13 protein-coding genes and 1 pseudogene are annotated in these 16,572 nt (G+C 70.3%); 10 read left to right on the plus strand and 4 right to left on the minus strand.

The features are described from left to right. The first annotated feature begins 16 nt into the window (after window positions 1-16). From G6N30_RS14110 to G6N30_RS14130, 5 genes are read left to right on the plus strand one after another with little or no spacing between them, the layout of a single operon-like run. Window positions 17-781 carry a hypothetical protein gene (locus G6N30_RS14110; protein WP_234880127.1) on the plus strand — a complete coding sequence of 255 codons (765 nt, stop codon included), beginning with the start codon at window positions 17-19 and terminating at the stop codon, window positions 779-781. Next, on the plus strand, window positions 778-1,731 hold the full coding sequence (locus tag G6N30_RS14115) for a polysaccharide deacetylase family protein (protein ID WP_134053767.1): 954 nt from the start codon (window positions 778-780) through the stop codon (window positions 1,729-1,731). Before G6N30_RS14110 ends, G6N30_RS14115 begins: the two co-directional genes overlap by 4 nt. Window positions 1,732-1,768: 37 nt before the next feature. Next, entirely contained in the window at window positions 1,769-2,845 is a 1,077-nt protein-coding gene (locus G6N30_RS14120) for a right-handed parallel beta-helix repeat-containing protein (protein WP_134053769.1), read from the plus strand. Window positions 2,846-2,868: 23 nt separating this feature from the next. Further along, complete coding sequence (locus G6N30_RS14125) at window positions 2,869-3,930, plus strand: glycosyltransferase (RefSeq protein ID WP_134053771.1); 1,062 nt, start codon at window positions 2,869-2,871, stop codon at window positions 3,928-3,930. Further along, window positions 3,930-5,003: a glycosyltransferase family 4 protein gene (locus tag G6N30_RS14130; RefSeq protein ID WP_234880128.1), complete on the plus strand. Its 1,074-nt coding sequence runs from the start codon at window positions 3,930-3,932 to the stop codon at window positions 5,001-5,003. The genes G6N30_RS14125 and G6N30_RS14130 overlap by 1 nt, the downstream gene beginning before the upstream one ends. Here G6N30_RS14130 and G6N30_RS14135 read toward each other — a convergent pair. The 4 genes from G6N30_RS14135 to G6N30_RS14150 all read right to left on the minus strand — a co-directional run bounded on the left by G6N30_RS14135 (window position 4,976) and on the right by G6N30_RS14150 (window position 10,007). Beyond that, a complete protein-coding gene (locus G6N30_RS14135) occupies window positions 4,976-6,319 on the minus strand; it encodes an O-antigen polymerase (protein ID WP_134053773.1) in 1,344 nt (447 codons plus the stop codon). The genes G6N30_RS14130 and G6N30_RS14135 overlap by 28 nt on opposite strands. Beyond that, window positions 6,316-7,689, minus strand: coding sequence for a GumC domain-containing protein (locus tag G6N30_RS14140; protein ID WP_134053775.1), 1,374 nt, complete (start codon window positions 7,687-7,689; stop codon window positions 6,316-6,318). Before G6N30_RS14140 ends, G6N30_RS14135 begins: the two co-directional genes overlap by 4 nt. Window positions 7,690-7,836: 147 nt before the next feature. Continuing rightward, the gene (locus G6N30_RS14145) at window positions 7,837-9,174 is read right to left on the minus strand and encodes a lipopolysaccharide biosynthesis protein (protein ID WP_234880129.1); all 1,338 of its coding nucleotides are present in this window, start codon (window positions 9,172-9,174) and stop codon (window positions 7,837-7,839) included. After that, a complete protein-coding gene (locus G6N30_RS14150; RefSeq protein WP_234880130.1) occupies window positions 9,156-10,007 on the minus strand; it encodes a glycosyltransferase family 2 protein in 852 nt (283 codons plus the stop codon). Before G6N30_RS14150 ends, G6N30_RS14145 begins: the two co-directional genes overlap by 19 nt. A gap of 516 nt (window positions 10,008-10,523) precedes the next feature. Here G6N30_RS14150 and G6N30_RS27250 point away from each other — a divergent pair. The 5 genes and pseudogenes from G6N30_RS27250 to G6N30_RS14175 form a co-directional block, all read left to right on the plus strand. Next, window positions 10,524-11,132, plus strand: a pseudogene (locus G6N30_RS27250) (glycosyltransferase 87 family protein); the annotation flags it as partial. A 365-nt stretch (window positions 11,133-11,497) separates the two neighbouring features. Beyond that, on the plus strand, window positions 11,498-12,319 hold the full coding sequence (locus G6N30_RS14160; protein ID WP_134053781.1) for a biotin--[acetyl-CoA-carboxylase] ligase: 822 nt from the start codon (window positions 11,498-11,500) through the stop codon (window positions 12,317-12,319). A 700-nt stretch (window positions 12,320-13,019) separates the two neighbouring features. After that, entirely contained in the window at window positions 13,020-13,817 is a 798-nt protein-coding gene (locus G6N30_RS14165; protein ID WP_134053783.1) for a glycosyltransferase, read from the plus strand. Beyond that, a complete protein-coding gene (locus G6N30_RS14170; RefSeq protein WP_134053785.1) occupies window positions 13,817-15,154 on the plus strand; it encodes an FAD-dependent oxidoreductase in 1,338 nt (445 codons plus the stop codon). The genes G6N30_RS14165 and G6N30_RS14170 overlap by 1 nt, the downstream gene beginning before the upstream one ends. Further along, window positions 15,147-16,571 carry a sugar transferase gene (locus G6N30_RS14175; RefSeq protein WP_134053787.1) on the plus strand — a complete coding sequence of 475 codons (1,425 nt, stop codon included), beginning with the start codon at window positions 15,147-15,149 and terminating at the stop codon, window positions 16,569-16,571. The genes G6N30_RS14170 and G6N30_RS14175 overlap by 8 nt, the downstream gene beginning before the upstream one ends. Window position 16,572: the final 1 nt, after the last annotated feature.

The raw sequence follows: 16,572 nt of genomic DNA on the forward strand, positions 1-16,572 counted from the left end.
CAGCATTGAGCGCGGGTTGGTCATTCGGCTCGCGACCGACCGCTGCTACGCGTGGGGGCTGGCCGCCCAGGTCGCCGGCTTCCTGCTGGCCTTCTACGCGCGCGAAACGCTGCCGGTGTACCTGGTGCAGGCCGCGGCGTGCGCGGCAGTGGGCGTGGCCGCGGTCATGGGCGCGGTCGCCTTCGGCTGGCGGGTCACCCGCGCCGAGGCCGCCGTGCTCGCGGTGTTGACCGTGGCGCTCGTACTGCTGGCCGGGGCCGCCGAACCGTCCCGGGTCACCGCCGTGCCGCCGGCGACCGGGTGGGTGCTCACCGCGCTCCTGGCGTCCTGCCTCGCTCTGGCACCCGCGGCCTGGCGGGCCCGCGGCGCGGTGCCCCTGGCTGGTCTGGCGGGCGCGGCATTCGCCGTACTCGCCGTGGCCAGCCGTCCGCTGCCCGCCCTCGACGTGACGGCGTTGCCGCTGCAGCCGCTCGCCTGGCTGACGCTGGCGGCGGCCGCCGTCGGGCAGATCCTGCTGGCCGCCGCGCTGCAGCGCGGGTCGACGACATCTGCCGGGTCCGCGATGGACGCCGTGACCATGGTCGCCGCATCCGCGGCCGGGCTCGCCCTGGTCGGTGATCGCATCGCCGACGGCCGAACGGCGTGGCTGGTCGTGGGGCTGATCCTCGTCGTCGCCGGCGTACTCGCCATGGCCCGCGTCGGCACCGTCGTCGGCGAGCCGATCCGCCACACGGACAACGACGTCGCCGACCAACCGATCACCCAGGGGAACGCCCGATGACCGACCACCGTCCCGTCGCCAGCCTCTCGTTCGACCTCGACAACGTCTGGTCGTTCCTCAAGACCCACGGCGATCCCGAATGGGAGACGCGGCCCAGCTATCTCACCACCGCGACACCGCGGATCGTAGAGTTTCTCGGCGAATCGGGCCTACGGTCAACGGTTTTCGTGATCGGCGCGGACGCCGACCGCGACGACGGGGCCGAGGCGGTACGGGCGTTCGCCGCCGGGGGCCACGAGATCGGCAACCACTCCTACGAGCACGAGCCGTGGCTGCAGCGGTACAGCGCCGACCGGGTCGCCGCGGAGATCGACCGCACCCATGCGGCGATCGTCGCCGCAGGCGCACCGGCGCCCACCGGATTCCGCGGTCCCGGTTACAGCACCAGTGCCACGCTCGAACGGCTGCTGGTCGAGCGGGGATACGCCTACGACGCCAGCACGTTCCCGACCTGGATCGGCCCGCTCGCCCGCGCCCACCACTTCCGCACCGCCACGCTGACCGCCGAACAGCGTGCGGATCGCGGGCAACTGTTCGGCGGCGCGCACCAGGCGCTGCTTCCCCTGCGCCCGCACCGGTCCGCGAGCGGGATCGCCGAACTGCCGGTCACCACGATGCCGCTGCTGCGCATCCCGATACACGGGTCCTACCTCATGCAGCTGTATGCGGTCTCGCCGCGGGTGGCGCGGCTGTACTTCAGCACCGCCGTGCGGCTGTGCCGGGCGCGGGGCATCGGGATGACGATGTTGCTGCACCCCACCGATTTGCTCGACCGCCGCGACGCCCCCGCGCTCGACTTCTTCCCGGGAATGGGTGTGCCGGCGCGCGAGAAGTTCGCATTCATGCGGTGGGTGACGGCGGCGATGCAGCGTCATTTCACCGTGCTGGGAACGCGCGACCACGTCCTACACGCGCTCGAAGCGGAGAGCTCCTGTGCGCCCGTTCCGTGACCCCCGTCGACGCCGGCGGACATCGTTGGGATCCGTCGTGGCCGCGGTCCTGACCACGACGCTGGTGATCGCGCTGGCCGTCCACGGCGTCCAGGCCGCGCACAGCGCGCCGCCGGACGAAACAGTCTCGCTGCAAGCGCAATTCGACCAGTTGCGACCCGGTGACACCATCCGGCTGGAGCGGCGTACCTACTTCCACCACGGCGTCCTCCGGATCACGGTGCCCGGCGTCCGGATCGACGGCAACGGCGCGACCCTGGCCGCGACGAACGCCCCGACATCGGCGGTCCTCATCGACGCGCCGGGGGTGTCCGTGACCGACGTGACGCTGAGCGCGCCCACCGACGGGCCCCGGCGCACGGGACTCGAACAGCACAAACTCGTCGTCGGCGGCAACGGCGTCTCGCTGACCGACGTGACCGTCGACGGGTCGGCGGCCGCGGGCGTGTTCGTCGACGGCGTCAGCGGCTTCCACCTCACGCGCGTCACCGTTCGCGACTCCCTCGCCGACGGCATCCACATGACCGACGGCGCCACCAACGGCACACTCGAGAGCCCGCGCACCGAACGGACCGGCGACGACGGCGTGGCGGTGGTGTCCTACGGCACCGACAGACCGTGTGCCGGTATCACCATCACCGCACCGGTCGTCGAGGGAACCCGTTGGGGCCGTGGCATCTCCGTCGTCGGCGGCCGGGACGTCGCGATACGTGACATCACGGTGTCCGGTACCAGCGGCGCCGGGGTCTACATCGCGTCCGAGGGCGACCCGTACTTCACCGATTCCGTCGCCGGCATCCGGGTCACCGGCGGCACGATCGCCGGGGCGAACACCGATCCCGCCGTCGTGCACGGCGCGGTGCTGGTCTACTCCGGCCACGCCGGTCACTCCGTCAGCGGTGTCTCGGTCTCGGATCTGACGATCACCGCGACCCCGCCGACCGCGCAGCGCGGCATCGGCGTGATCGCCAAGCCCGGGACGGTCGACGCCATCGCGTTCCGGCAGATCCGGTTGCAGGACAACGGCGTTCGACCGCTGCTGGTGGACGCACCCGCCCCAGCCGTCGAGACCTCCGATTTCACCGTCAACGGCACACCGGTCGACGTCCGTTGACCAGCCGACCCGCAAGGAGCACCGTGACCACTGCCTTCACCGTCGTGCACGTCACCGAGTCGTTCGCCAGCGGCACCGCCGCGGCGATCCGCGACTTCGCGCGCAACTACCCGGCCGCCGACCACCACCTCGTCTACGCGCGCCGCACGGAGGCCGCGGTCGGCACAGCGGAATTCGCGGGATTCACCGCCACCGCCGAGTTGCCCGACGGGCATGCCGCCCGGCTGCGGTTCATCCGCCGCTACGTCACGGGGCTGGAGGGGCCGGTCGTGGTACACGCCCACTCCAGCAAGGGCGGGGTGTACGCCCGGCTCGCCGTGCGCCGGTCCGCGCGCCGCCCGATCGTCTACTCACCGCACTGCTACGCCTTCGAACGCCGCGACGTCGGTCCGGCGATACGGGCGGCGTTCCGGGCCGCCGAATGGCTGCTCTCGGTGAACACCAGCGCGTACGGCGTCTGCTCACCGCGCGAGGCGCGCCTGTCCCGCTGGCCGCTGAGCACACCGCGTGTCGTCACGGTGCCCAATGTCGCCGGACCGTGCACGGTGCCGGCGAACACCCGCACCACGCCTGAATCCGTTCTGCGGGTGGTCGGCAACGGCAGACTCGGCGCCCAGAAGGATCCGGTGTTCTTCGCCGACGCCGTCACCTGCGCCCGGCGCACGCACCCCGATCTGGAGGCGGTGTGGATCGGGGACGGCGACGCGGATTGCGCTCGGTACCTTGCCGATCGGCGCATCACGGTGACGGGCTGGCTGCCCCGGGCCGAGGCACTCGCCGAACTCGCCCGCGGCGACGTCTACCTGCACACCGCCCTGTGGGAAGGGCTCCCCATCTCGATTCTGGAGGCGAATGCGGCAGGCCTGCCGGTCGTCGCCCGCACCCGGCCGTATCTGGACGGGCAGCGTCTGCCGTTGACCTTCGCCGAACCCGCCGGCTTCGCCGACCTCCTCCCGGCGTTGGCCACCGCGCGCGATCGTGCCGCCGTCCGCGACGCCACTCGCATCGCGCTGGCCGACAACTGCGACGGCAGCCAGCAGGTGGCGCTCAAGGAGCTCTACGGCCCGTACGCCGGGGCGCGCTGATGGACCGGGTGCACGTCAACGGTAAGTGGCTGGCTCAGCCGCTGACCGGCACGCAGCGCTACGCCACCGAGATGGTGCGGTGCCTGGTCGGCGCGGAGGCGGTCGATCTGGTGCTGCACACGCCCAAGGGCGTCGAGGCGCCGGCGTGGGCATCGGCGCCGCACGTGGAGATCCGTCCGGCACCGGTGGGCGGAGTGCTGTTCGAGCAGCTGTACCTGCCCGCGGCCACCGCCGGCCGGATGCTGCTCAACTTCGCCGGTCCCGCACCGGTTCTCAAACGCAGGCAGCTGGTCACCATGCACGATGCGACGGCCTTCCGTCATCCGCACACCTTCCGCCGGGCCTTCGTCGCGTTCTACTGGGTGATGTACGTCGTGCTGTCGCGCACGGCCCGCCTGCTCCTCACCGTCTCCGATTTCAGCGCCGACGAACTCGCCTGCGTGCTGCGGGTCGACCGGGGACGGTTCCTGGTGGCGCCGTGCGCGGCCGACGGTCTGACCCAGCTCGATCCGGCGCGGCCCGACCTCGACGTCGACGGCGGGCAGTATCTGGTGGTCGGCACCCTCGCCCAGCACAAGAACCTCACCGGTGCGGTGGCCGCGCTCACCGCGTCAGGGCGCCGCGTGGTGGTGGTGGGAGCCGCCGGTCGCGACCAGGTCTTCGCGGCCATAGCGGATCTGCGGACCGCGGCGACGGTGGCGGGCCGGCTCACCGACGCCGAACTGGTCTGGCTGTACCGCAATTCGCGCGCGTTGGTGTTCCCGTCGAAATACGAGGGCTTCGGCTTACCTGTCCTCGAGGCGCAGGTGCTGGGCTGCCCGGTCATCAGTTCGTCGGCGGCGTCCCTGCCGGAGGTCGGTGGTCGCGGCGCCCTCTACTTCGACCCCGACGACAGCCGCGATCTGCTCGCCCGGATCGAGGAGTTCGAACGCGACGCCGGGCTGGCGGCCGATCTCATCGAGCGCGGGCGGCTCAACGCCGAGCGGTACTCCTGGGAGCGTTCGGCGGCCACGGTGCTCACCGGGGCGCTGGGCGTCCCGCTGGCTCAGCTCAGTACGGCGACCGGTTCCTGAACGTCGTCACGACGGGTGGTGCGCCATCGGCGGTCGGCACGCGTGACGAGTAACGCGACGACACCCAGTGCCACCCACGACGGCAGCGAACGTCCCTGCGTCCAGTGCATGTAGCGCGGCAGTTCGATCAGGCCGACGAAGAACAGCGGGTACAGCAGGAGGCCGACCGGTGAGCCCTCGCGGAACGCCCGGTAGAGCAGTCCGGCGATCACGCCGGCGATCAGGAAGAAGAGCAGCCCGCCCGCCGTGCCGTAGTCGAGGTACGGGATCGAGAAGCCCGTCGCGTTGTTGAACTCCGGGTTGCCGTAGTGGGTGAGCATCGCGACGTAGTCGGCGTCGGTCACCACACCGTTTCGTCCCGGGAAGTTCCCGGCCAGCTGGTCGTACAGCCCGAGCTGGCGGACGCCGGGTGCGTCCCACAGGAATTCGAGAGTGGTCAGCGGTTCGCGCCCGGCCACGTTGAGGTGGTTCAGCTCCAGATAGCCGTTGTTGACCGCGGTGGCGTAGTAGCCGGCGACCCGTTCGAACGAGAACTGCCAGAAGCTGCGGCCGGTCCCGCGGTAGAACTCCCAACTGCGGAAGTATTCGAACACGGAGAAGATCACGATCACCGCGGGAAGCGCCACCACGGGGACGATCCGTACCAGTGACCGCATCCGGGGCGTCTCGGCCACCCGGTAGCAGGCGACCACGGCGATCGGGACGACGAGTTCGAGGACGGCCAGCCGTTCGGCGAAGATGAAGGCGCGCGGCACGGACATCCCGACGACTGCGACGATCTTGAGCAGTTCGGCCCGTGAATTCTGTTGTGCCAGGACGACGCTCGAGACGATGACCGCAGCGATGCCGAACTGGGTCATCGTCGTGACGCCGGGGATGGTGCCCACGACGGTTTTGATCGGGGCGGAACCGGAGTAACCGGAGGCGCCGGCGATCTGCGCCCAGCCGATGCCCGCTCGCGCCATGAGCAGTCCGAAACCGAGGTAGCCCAGCACGGTGAGGCCGACGAGGAGCGAACTGGCCCGGCACAGCAGGGCGATCGCCTCGGGGCGCAGGTTCGGCCACCGCTGGGCCGGGAGCCGCACCGGGCGCAGCGCCCCGACCGCGCTGGCGCCCACGGCCAGTGCCAGTGCCCCGCAGAACATCAGGACCAAGACATGGCCGGTCACCGATTTCGGGGTGTTCCACAGCGCGCGGAACCTGTCGTCGCTGATTGCCGCGGTGAGCAGGATCGACATGGTCGCCACCATCAGGATCACCGATGTCGGCGCCAACCACCAGACCCTGGCCCGGCGGGTGGTGGTGTCGGGCCTCATGGTGTGGTGGCCGCCGCCTCGACAGCGGGATCGGCCTCGCGGGCCGGTGCGTCCGCGGACCCGTCACGCTGTGTGGCGGGCGGCGTCTTCGTCCCGCGAGCGAACAGCGGCCAGTAGGTTACCGCAGCCCGCAGCGGAACCGGACTCGACGCGGTGGCGGCACGGACCGCGGACACCGCAGCGACCGAATCCACGTTCAGACGCGTCACCAGGACCAGATCCGTCGCGGCCGCGATCGCCTGGGTGGCCAGGGCCGAATCGCCGAGCGCCCCGATGTCGAGGATCAGCGTGTGGTCGTGTTTCGATCCGGCGGGCAGCGTCACCGAATCCTGGGCGAGCGTGACGAGGACGGTCGGACCCTGTTCGGCGGCGGCCGTCTCGAGCAGCGAAGCGACGCGGCCGGATCCCGAGGAACGCGATGCGCCGATGACGACGATCACCCGGTTGGGCGCCGTACCGGGGCACTGCGCGAAGAGCGTGCGCGCCAATTGGCGTTGTGCGGCATCGGAATCGGGACCGTGGCCACCACGCAGGCTGACCTCCGGGGTGAGGATGCGGTCGACCGCGTCGGCGATGTCGGTGACGGCAACGACCCGGCCGGAACGGCTCCGGTAGAGACCCATCGCGATCAGCGCGAACAGCCCGCCGAGCAGCCCGCCGAACAGCGCCCCCAGCGGCCACCGGTCGGAGCCGACCGACGGATCGGTCAGCGGTGAATTCAGCACCTGCATGCCGGTCGGCTGCGCGGCCTGCAGTTCGACGTTGGAGCGCAGCTGCTGTGCCTCGATGAGCCGCCCCACATCGCGGGTGGCCCTGATCGCCTTGATGCGTTCGTCGAGTGCGGCCAGGGCGCTGTCCAGCTGCCGGTCGGTGAGCTGACGCAGACGCTGGTCGTACAGGTTGAGCGCCGTGCGCACGGTCGCCATCGATTCCCGCGCCGTCGCCCCGGTCGACGAGATGGTCAGCACCTGCGACGTACCGTTCTGGGTGATGGTGAGGTGCGCGGGCCCAGGGCGTCCCAGTCGTTCGTTGACCGCTCTGGCGAAGCCCGCGCCGTCGAGGTAGGCGACCTCACCGGCGACGTAGTCGCTGATGTGGCTCTGCGTGAAGTCAATGGGCGCCCCGGTCACCATGGCGACCAGATCGACCGGCGGCGTCACCCGAATCTGCGCGCTCGACGTCGGGTCGGCGTTGCGGTTGAGGTAGAAGGCACCACCGGCCAACGCCCCGAGGGCGACGCCGATGAGTGTGCCCACGGCCAGCGCCACGAGCCACACCCGGGACGACCTTCGGGTGATCGCCGAGAGGACTGACGACTGAATCGGGGAAAGCTGGACGGCCACGGGTGCGTGCTCCTCCAAGATCGGCATGCGTCGACCCACGGTCGTCGGGTCATTGCTGGTTTGTCGCTCCGCATACTATGCCACCAGACGGTGGCTGGCTACACCGCACCCGGAAATGCCTGTTGTGCAGATGAAAACCGGCGTCGCGATCCGATGATCCGCACCGACAGATCATCACGGCGAAGGACGTAAACTTTGCCATGCGTGGACGACGTTCAGCCCGGCCCGCGGTGCTGCGCCGACGGCCGCACGGCTGGCCCGCCACTGAGCCACCGCGACCGCGGCCATGGCCGACGCGGAGGCCACCGCGAGCCACACCGGCCCGCCGGCCACCGCCGCCGTCACGGCGAACGGAACCGACACGGCCAGCGCGATGAGCGCCGTTCGCGCCGCCTCGGTGATGTGCCCGCTGACGATCATCAACGTGATGTTCACGCCCAACGCGGTCTTGGCGATCCCACCGGCGGCCATCACGACGAGCAGAACGGCGGCCTCGCGCATCGACGGACCGTAGGCGAACCCGAGCAGGTCGGCGCCGAAGGCGGCCAGCACCCCGACCGCGACGATCGTCACCGCGGTGCTCAGCGTGGCGACGGCCGACAGGACGCGCACCACCTGGTCACGTTCCCCGGCCGCCCACAGCCGGGCGGCGGCCGGTGTGACGGCGAGCGCGGCGAGGCTCTCGATGATCGTGACCTGCAGCGCCAACGTCGCCGCGGCGGAGTAGAGCGCCGCCGTGTCTGGCGGGAAGACGACATTGGCCAGCCACACCGTCCCGGGCAGACACAGGAACGCGGCGAGGTCCAGAGTGAAGAGCCGGGCCCCCGCGCCCAGTGCTCCCCGCAGCGTCGCCACACCGCCGCCCGCGCGGAACGCGATGTCGTGGCGGCCGACGACGAGCGCCGCGCACAACTGCAGGACCGATACGGCCGTGTAGCTCGCCATCACCTCCAGCAGTGTCGGATGCGCCACCGCCACGGCGATCGCACCCACCACCGGCAGCACGACCATGCTGCGGATGTGGTGAGTGGTGGCGACTGACGCCCCCACACGGCCTGCGGCGGCGAAGATGTCGCTGAGCGTCAGCCGCAGCGACTCCGCGACGATGCCGGCGGCGGTCAGGACGACCACGGGCAGGTGATGCGGTGAATCGCGCAGCGCCCAGGTCGCCAGCACCGCGATCACCGGCGCGCTGATCACCGACAGCGCCGCCGTGGCGCACAGGTGCGAGGAGGCGATCGCCCGGCGCCCGACTCGGGTCGGCTCAGCGGCGACCAACCGGATCACGTTCGGGCCCAGCCCGAGTCGGCCGACCAGGGGTCCGATGGACAGCGCGGCGAGGATCGCGAAGAACACGGCGGCGTCGCGGGCGTCGAGCATGCGGTAGACGACGACGGTCAACGACAGCGTGGACACCAGCCCCGCCGCGGCCGCTGCGGTGCGCAACCCGAAGCTGCGCCGCATCTCCGATGTGGCGACGCCGACGGCGGCGGTCACCCGGCGCCCAGCCACCCGGCGACCTGACCCCGGACGAAGGCCAGGTCGGCGCGGGCATGCACCTTCTGCCCACGGGCGGCCCGCAGGCCGGCGCCGGCGATCTTGCGCGCGGAGTAGTACGCCAGGCTGCTGACGGGCAGGTCGTGTCGGCGCCACAGGTACCCCTGCCCGACACCGTATTTGGCCATCTTGGCGATGTATGCGGGCGTCATCTGGTCGCGGTCGTCCTCCTGGAAGACCTTGATCTCGGGACGGTATTCGACGGTGTGCCCCGACGCGATCAGCCGCAGCAACAGATCGGACTCCTCGCCGGCACCGCGACGCCCGGGCGATCCGACGCCGACACCCTCGTCGAACGGAGTGCTGGACGGCAGCGCGTCGCGCCGCAGGAAGATCGTCGAGCTGACGGAGGTCCGGAGGAAGTTCCGCCGCGTCACCGTGGCCGGCTCGGGCAGCCACCGCAGCATCGACGGAGCTCCCGCCTCGGTCACCTGCATGCCGGTGACGCCGCTGAGTTCCGTTCGCCGGTCGAGGGTTTCGATCACCGCCCGGAAAATCTCCGGCGGGTACCAGCAGTTGTCGTCCGGATACGCCACGATCCGCCCCTGCGCCAGCGGTGTGCCCGCGTTGCGGCCGGTGGACACCCCCAGACCGCTGGTCGTCACCCGGTGGGGTCCCGGCAGCGCGAAGTCGGCGAGGACCGCCGCGCACGACTGCGCCGCGCTCTGGTCGACCAGGACGAACTCGACCCGGTCGGCGAGCGCACTGGCCGCCACCGAGGCCAGGAGTCTGCGGAGCGCCTCGGGCCTCCCGATGGTCGAACACACCAGCGAGATGAGTGCGTCCATCACCCTCCTTCCTCCGGACTGCCTCGAGCAAAATATCATTGGTAAGCTGTGCTCTGCCCGGGCACCGCTTATATCGCTGTTCACCGCCTACAGCGTGAGCGACGGGTTTTGCCGCTGACACAGGGAGCGAATAGCACCTCGGTGCCGCGCCCGCCCCGAAGACCGCCGCCGCGCACGCCGGCGCCCGAAGTGCGAAGGACCGCCGCAGTGCCCAACGTGCTCCGTCGCCCGTCACCGGGCGCGCTCGTCGCGCTTCTCGGTATCACGATGGCGAGCTCATTGACCATCTTCTACGCAGCCAAGCTGTGGACGGAACGGATCACGGCGATCACGCCCGCGCCCTGCCGTACGCCGGGATGCCTGGACGGGACACTGGTCGACTTCCGCGACACGGTGTGGCTGCCCACCCGCTGGCTGCTGTCCGGAAACGATCCGTACAACACCGCCCTCTACTCGGCGCACTTCCCCTACGCCCAGGACTATCCCACCTACGCCCCGGCTCATCTGGCGCTCTGGATGCCGTTCGGTCGGCTGCCCTGGGAGGCCGCCGCCGCGGCCGACGTCGTGCTCAACATCGTCGTCGTCGCCGCGGTGGGCGCGTGGGCAGGGATGCGGGCGGCGAGGTTGTGGACGGCACCCGGCACACCCGGCCGCACCGCGCTGGTGGGCGCAGGTTCCCTGGGGGTGGCACTCGTCTGGCTCGCCCGCACCGCCGCCGACGGAGCCAGCCACGGCCAGCCGTCGGTGGTGTACGCGCTGCTCGCCGCGCCGGCACTGTTGTCCCGGAGTCCCTGGGTGGCAACGCCTCTCGCCGCCGTCACCTGCCTCAAACCCCAGATCGGGATCTTCGTCGTGGTCCTCCTGCTGGCGCAGCGCAGGTGGCGGGTCGCCGGCTCGGCGGTACTGCTGGCCGGCGGCGTGTCGACGGTGACGGCACTGTTCCTCGCCGACGGTCGGCTGGGCGCGTGGCTGGAGACGCTGCTCTCCAACGCCAGCTCGGCCGAGGCGATCCGGACGGTCGACTACCTCGACGAGCGCGTCGACCTCACCGGGGCCCTGCTGGACGCCGGCCTGCCGGTGCCGGGCTGGACGTCGCCGGTGGTCCTGCTCGCCGGCCTGAGCGCCGCCTACCTACTGGCGCGCCGGCTGGACCGGCGGCTGCTGCCCCACACCGCGGTTCTCATCGGTCTGAGCATCGGACTGATGGCGTTCTACCACATCAGCTACGACGCGATGTGGATGCTCGCGCCGATCGCGCTGGCGGCCGCAGAGCTGTGGCGAAGCGGCGCACGACGGGCGCGGGCATGGTCGGCGCCTGGGCTCGTGGCGTTGGCGGTGGCGTGTTGGGCATCGCGCTGGCACCCGCTCGAGCTGCTGTTCGGAGACGGCTCCACCATCTGGATCATGCGGGCGCTCGTCGTCGTCGGTGTCGCGCTCCTGGTGGCCGGTACGTGGCGGCTCGACGGTGACCCCTCGTCTAGGCTCCTGCCATGGCCATCGAGTCCGCTCGTACGCCGCTCGACGCCGGACTGCTACGTGCCGATCTCCCGGCCGGATGGCGGACACTCGATGTCGTCGACGAGACGGGATCCACCAACGCCGACCTCCTCGCCCGGGCCGCAGCCGGAGGCGAGGTGGCGGGCAGCGTCCTGCTGACCGAGTTCCAGCACTCGGGACGCGGCAGGCACGGCCGCCAGTGGTCCGCCGCCCCGCGGTCGCAGGTCGCGATGTCGGTCGGTGTGGACGCCGGCGGCGTCACGCCCGACGCCTGGGGCTGGTTGCCGTTGCTCACCGGGGTGGCGGTGCGCGACGCCGTCGCGGAGGTCACGGGGGTGCAGGCAGGCCTCAAGTGGCCCAACGACGTTCTCGTCGGCGACGGGAAGTTGGCGGGCATCCTCGCCGAAGTCGCCGCCCCGCAGCCGGTGGTGGTCGTGGGCATCGGCCTGAACGTGTCGCTGAGCGCGGACGAGGCGCCCGATCCACGAGCCACGTCACTCGCGATGCTCGGCGCGTCAGATCTCGACCGCAATCCGCTCGTGAGCGCGATCCTGCGGTTCCTCGGCGAGCGCGTCTCCCGCTGGCGTGGCGCCGACGGGGCGGACCCGGCGCTCATCGCGGACTACCGCAGGCACAGCCTGACCCTGGGTCGCGGGGTCCGGGCCATCCTGCCCGGTGACCGCCGGCTGGAGGGAACCGCGACCGACATAGACGGTCTCGGCAGGCTGACCATCACCACGGGCTCCGAATCCGTGACGGTCGCGGCGGGTGACATCACCCACCTTCGTCCGGCGGGCCCGGCCGACGACGCCTGACCGCACCGGTATTCATTCAGCGTTTGCTGAATCTGCATGTTGACGTCACTTTTCCTGACAGCCAACCCCACCTGACGCCAGAGGCGGTGCTCCACGCCGCGGCGCATCGGCGGGGACCGCCGGCCCACGCGCCGCCATCCACAGCATCCGCTTCGAAAAGTGCTGGATCTGCACCGTGGTGCGCAGTACCACCGAGCGCCCGGGAATCCCTATCTACGCCGGCGTCAACACATGGCAATCGGCCGATGGTGGCCGTGTGACAGAAATAAACAGTTCACAGCTCCTTCTTGCTGCTGCGCCGCCTTCCCCCGCAAAAAGGTTTTATGACCTAGATGTGACCTGAATCTCACCATTGTGCGATGCCGCCGACTGTGGTGTATTTATTAGCTGTAGCTACATCAGCGAACGCAAAACGCTGGACCACGCCGGCCGTTGTCGATCGGAGCCATCGGCGGACGCGGGTTGACACCCCGCTCCATCAGGTGACGTCGACGCCGGCCGGGGAGCCCCCGGGTGACAACCGCGCACATTGCCATACGCGGATGCAACAGCCGGGAAGTTCACCGACACCGCGCCCGCCAGGACGCTCCCGACCATCAGCGCGTCTGTCCAGGCACAGCCTCGGGCGGTCGCGCCCAGCCGAAATCCATCCGTACCGCCACGGCGTCGCGTGGCGTCCCGAACACACCGAGGAACCCCCATGACCGAAACGCTCCTCCGCGAACACGTCGACACCAAGGTCCGGCTCGGGCAGGTGCACATCGTGCTCCCCGCGTACAACGAGGAGGGCTCGCTGCGCCCGCTCCTCGAGCGCATCGACCGACTGGCCACGACGCAGCCGCTCACGGTGTGGGTGATCAACGACGGGTCGGCGGACGGCACCGCCGCGGTCGCCACCAGCGGACCGCCGTCCCTGAAGGTCAATCTGGTGACCCATGAGGTGAATCTCGGCCTCGGACAGGCCATTCAAACCGGGTTGCGCTCGGTGCTCGCCGTCGCCGGCGACGACGACGTGCTCGTGGTGATGGACGCCGACGACACGCACGACCCGACACTGGTCGCCGCGCTGGTGCGTGAGATCGACAGGGGCGCCGACATCGCGATCTGCTCGCGGTTCACCGACGGCGGGGACGACGCCACGGCTCCGCCCCTGCGCAGGCTGATGTCACGGGGGGCCGCGCACATGTTCCGCGTCGTCGCCAAGGTCGACGGGGTCCGCGACTTCACCAGCGGTTACCGCGCCTACCGGGTCTCCCTGCTACGCCGCGCCGCGGGTCACTGGGGTGAGCGACTCGTCGTCGAGCAGGGTTTCGCCTGCATGGTGGAACTCCTGCTCAAACTGCGCCACCTCAACCCCAGCATCGCCGAGGTCCCGCTCGTCCTGCAGTACGACCGCAAACAGGGCGCGAGCAAGCTGAAACTGGCCCGTACGCTGCGGCAGTACTTCAAGCTGCTCGTCCGCGAGTCCTTCACGCCCGCGCCGTACCGGCAGATCTGATGCACACACCGATCGAGCCACGTCCCGTGGTGATCATCGGCGGCGGGATATCGGGACTGACGGCGGCCTACCGCCTGACCCGCGCCTCGATCCCCGTCCACCTCGTCGAGAGTTCCGATCAGCTGGGCGGATTGGGTATGGGCGGCGAGATCGGCGGTGTCGAGATCGAACGCTTCTACCACTGCGTGATGCCCACCGACGAACACCTGCTGCCGCTGCTCAACGAGCTCGGGCTGGCCGACACGATCCGGTGGCAGCAGACCACGATGGGCATGAACGTCGACGGGCGCCGCTTCCCGTTCAACAGTGCGATGGACCTGCTGCGCTTCACGCCGCTGCGATTCGCGCACCGGATCCGGTTCGGCGCGGTCTCGCTGCTGCTGCGCCGGCTGGGCCGCGGGCAAGACCTCGACAACACCAGGACCGAGGACTGGCTTCGCAGCGTGTACGGGCCGACGGTGTGGCAGCGCATGTTGAAACCCTTGTTCGGCGCCAAGTTCGGCGACGCGTTCGGCGAGGTGCCCGCCCGCTACCTCTACCAACGGCTCGGCCGCGAGAGCAACGTGGCCATCCGCGGATACCCGGAGGGCACGTACCGCGCGATCGTCGACCGGATGCGGACGGCCATCGAGACCGGAGGCGGCCGGATCCTCCGCGGTGTCTCGGTGCAACACGTGGCTCTCGACGGCGACGGCGCGCGGGTCCGGCTCGGAACCGGTGCCGAGATCGCCGCGCAATCGGTGATCTCCACGGTGCCGATCCCGCTGCTGCACAAGCTGGCCGATGAGCGGCTGCGGTCGGCGCTGCCCCGGGTGCAGCTCGACTACCAGGGTGTGGTGAACGCGGTCTTCCTCCTCGACCGGCCGCTCGACGGGCACTACTGGGCGCCGGTGATCAACTGCGACACCGAATTCGACGGCGTGGTGGAGATGTCGGCGCTCACCGGCACCGAGCGTTTCGGCGGCCGGTCGCTCGTCTACGTCATGCACTACTGCGGGCGGGATTCGGCCTTGTTCGCCGAGCCGGAAGCCGACATCGCGCATCGCTGGAAGGCCCAGCTGCGCTCGCTCTATCCCGATCGCTTGACCGACGCCGGGGCGGTCGAATACGTGAAGGTCTTCAAAGCGCCGTTCGTGGAACCGATTCCGACGCTGGGCTACCACGAGCGCATACCGGCCGTCCGCGTCGGGGACACGAACGTGTTCCTGGCCACCACGGCACAGATCTATCCCGACGTCACGAGCTGGAATTCGTCGGTGGGACTGGCCGACCGGGTGGTGCGTGAGGTGATCGACAACCGCGACTCGGCCCGCCGCCGGGTGGTCGCCCATGCTTGACAACAGCGCCAAGGTGCAGGCCGCCGAGATCCTCAGCGTCCTCGGCGGCACCGCCTTCGCGGTGGCGGTCAGCTCCGATGTCGCCGTCCACCACCACACCTGGGTGCGGGTGGTCTTCGGGGTAGGCATGGTGGCGGCCTGGGTGGTGCTGCTGGCCGCCCAGAAGTCCACCGACACGAAGATCCTGGGCCGCGGCTTCGAGGAGTTCAAGCGCGTGCTGCTGGCCACCGGCAAGCTCCTCGGCCTGGTCGCGATCGTGCTACTGGTCACCGGCAGTCCGCTGCCCCGCCAGACCCTGCTGATCGCGATCGCCTCAGGACTCGGCGGATGCCTGCTGGCGCACGTGCTGAGCACCGTCGTACTGGTCCGGCAGCGCACCCGGCCCGGCGGCCGGCGAACCCGGTTGCTGCTGGTGGGCACCCGCCCCGAGGCGGATCGTGTCGCGGCCGCGGTGTCCAGCGACGCCCGCGCCGGTTACGAGGTGAGCGCGTTCCACGCGCTGGCCGCTCGGTCGAACGAATTCGCCAGCGCCTCAGGCGGGTTGGATCTGTGTGACGACCGCCCCGAGGACCCCGTGGTCGACACCGCCGAGATCACCGAACTGGCCCGCGCCCACCAGGCACAGTCGGTGGTCATCACCTCGGCCGACCGGATCAGCGACGAATGCCTACGCGACCTGCGCTGGGCGCTGCACCCGCACGGGATCGACCTCATGGTGGTGCCCGGTGTGGCCGGGATCGCCCAGCCCAAGCTGAGTCTCGAACGGCTGAGCGGGCTTTCGCTGCTGCGGGTGGACGAACCGGGGTACTCCTCGCTGTCCGCCCTCGCCAAGGCGCTGTTCGACCGCGTCCTGTCCGTTGCGCTGCTCGCGCTGCTCTCACCGCTGTTCCTGGCCATCGCGGTCGCGGTCAAGGCCGAGGACGGCGGCCCCGTCTTCTACCGGCCTGCGCGCGTCGGCCGGCGCGGTGAACCGTTCCGGATGTGGAAGTTCCGATCCATGCACCCCGACGCCGAAGCCCGGCTGACCGAGGTGCGCGCGCTGTCCGGGAAGTCCGATGACGCGTTCTACAAGTGGGCGGGCGACCCGCGGATCACCCGGATCGGCAGGGTACTCCGACGCACCAGCCTCGACGAGCTGCCGCAGCTCATCAACGTCGCCGTCGGCGAGATGAGCCTGATCGGACCCCGACCCATGGTGGACGGCGAGGGCGCCGAGTTCCCCGGCTTCGTACAGCGCCGACTTCTGGTGAAACCGGGGATGACCGGGCTGTGGCAGGTGTCGGGCCGGTCGGACATCAGCGAACAGGACCGGGTCCGGCTCGACCTGTACTACGTGGAGAACTGGTCGATGGACCAGGATCTGCGGATCCTGGCCAGGACCGCGGTCACCGTGGCCCGCGGCCACGGCGCCTACTGAT

It is taken from the genome of Mycolicibacterium litorale (assembly GCF_010731695.1).
Classification (GTDB): domain Bacteria; phylum Actinomycetota; class Actinomycetes; order Mycobacteriales; family Mycobacteriaceae; genus Mycobacterium; species Mycobacterium litorale.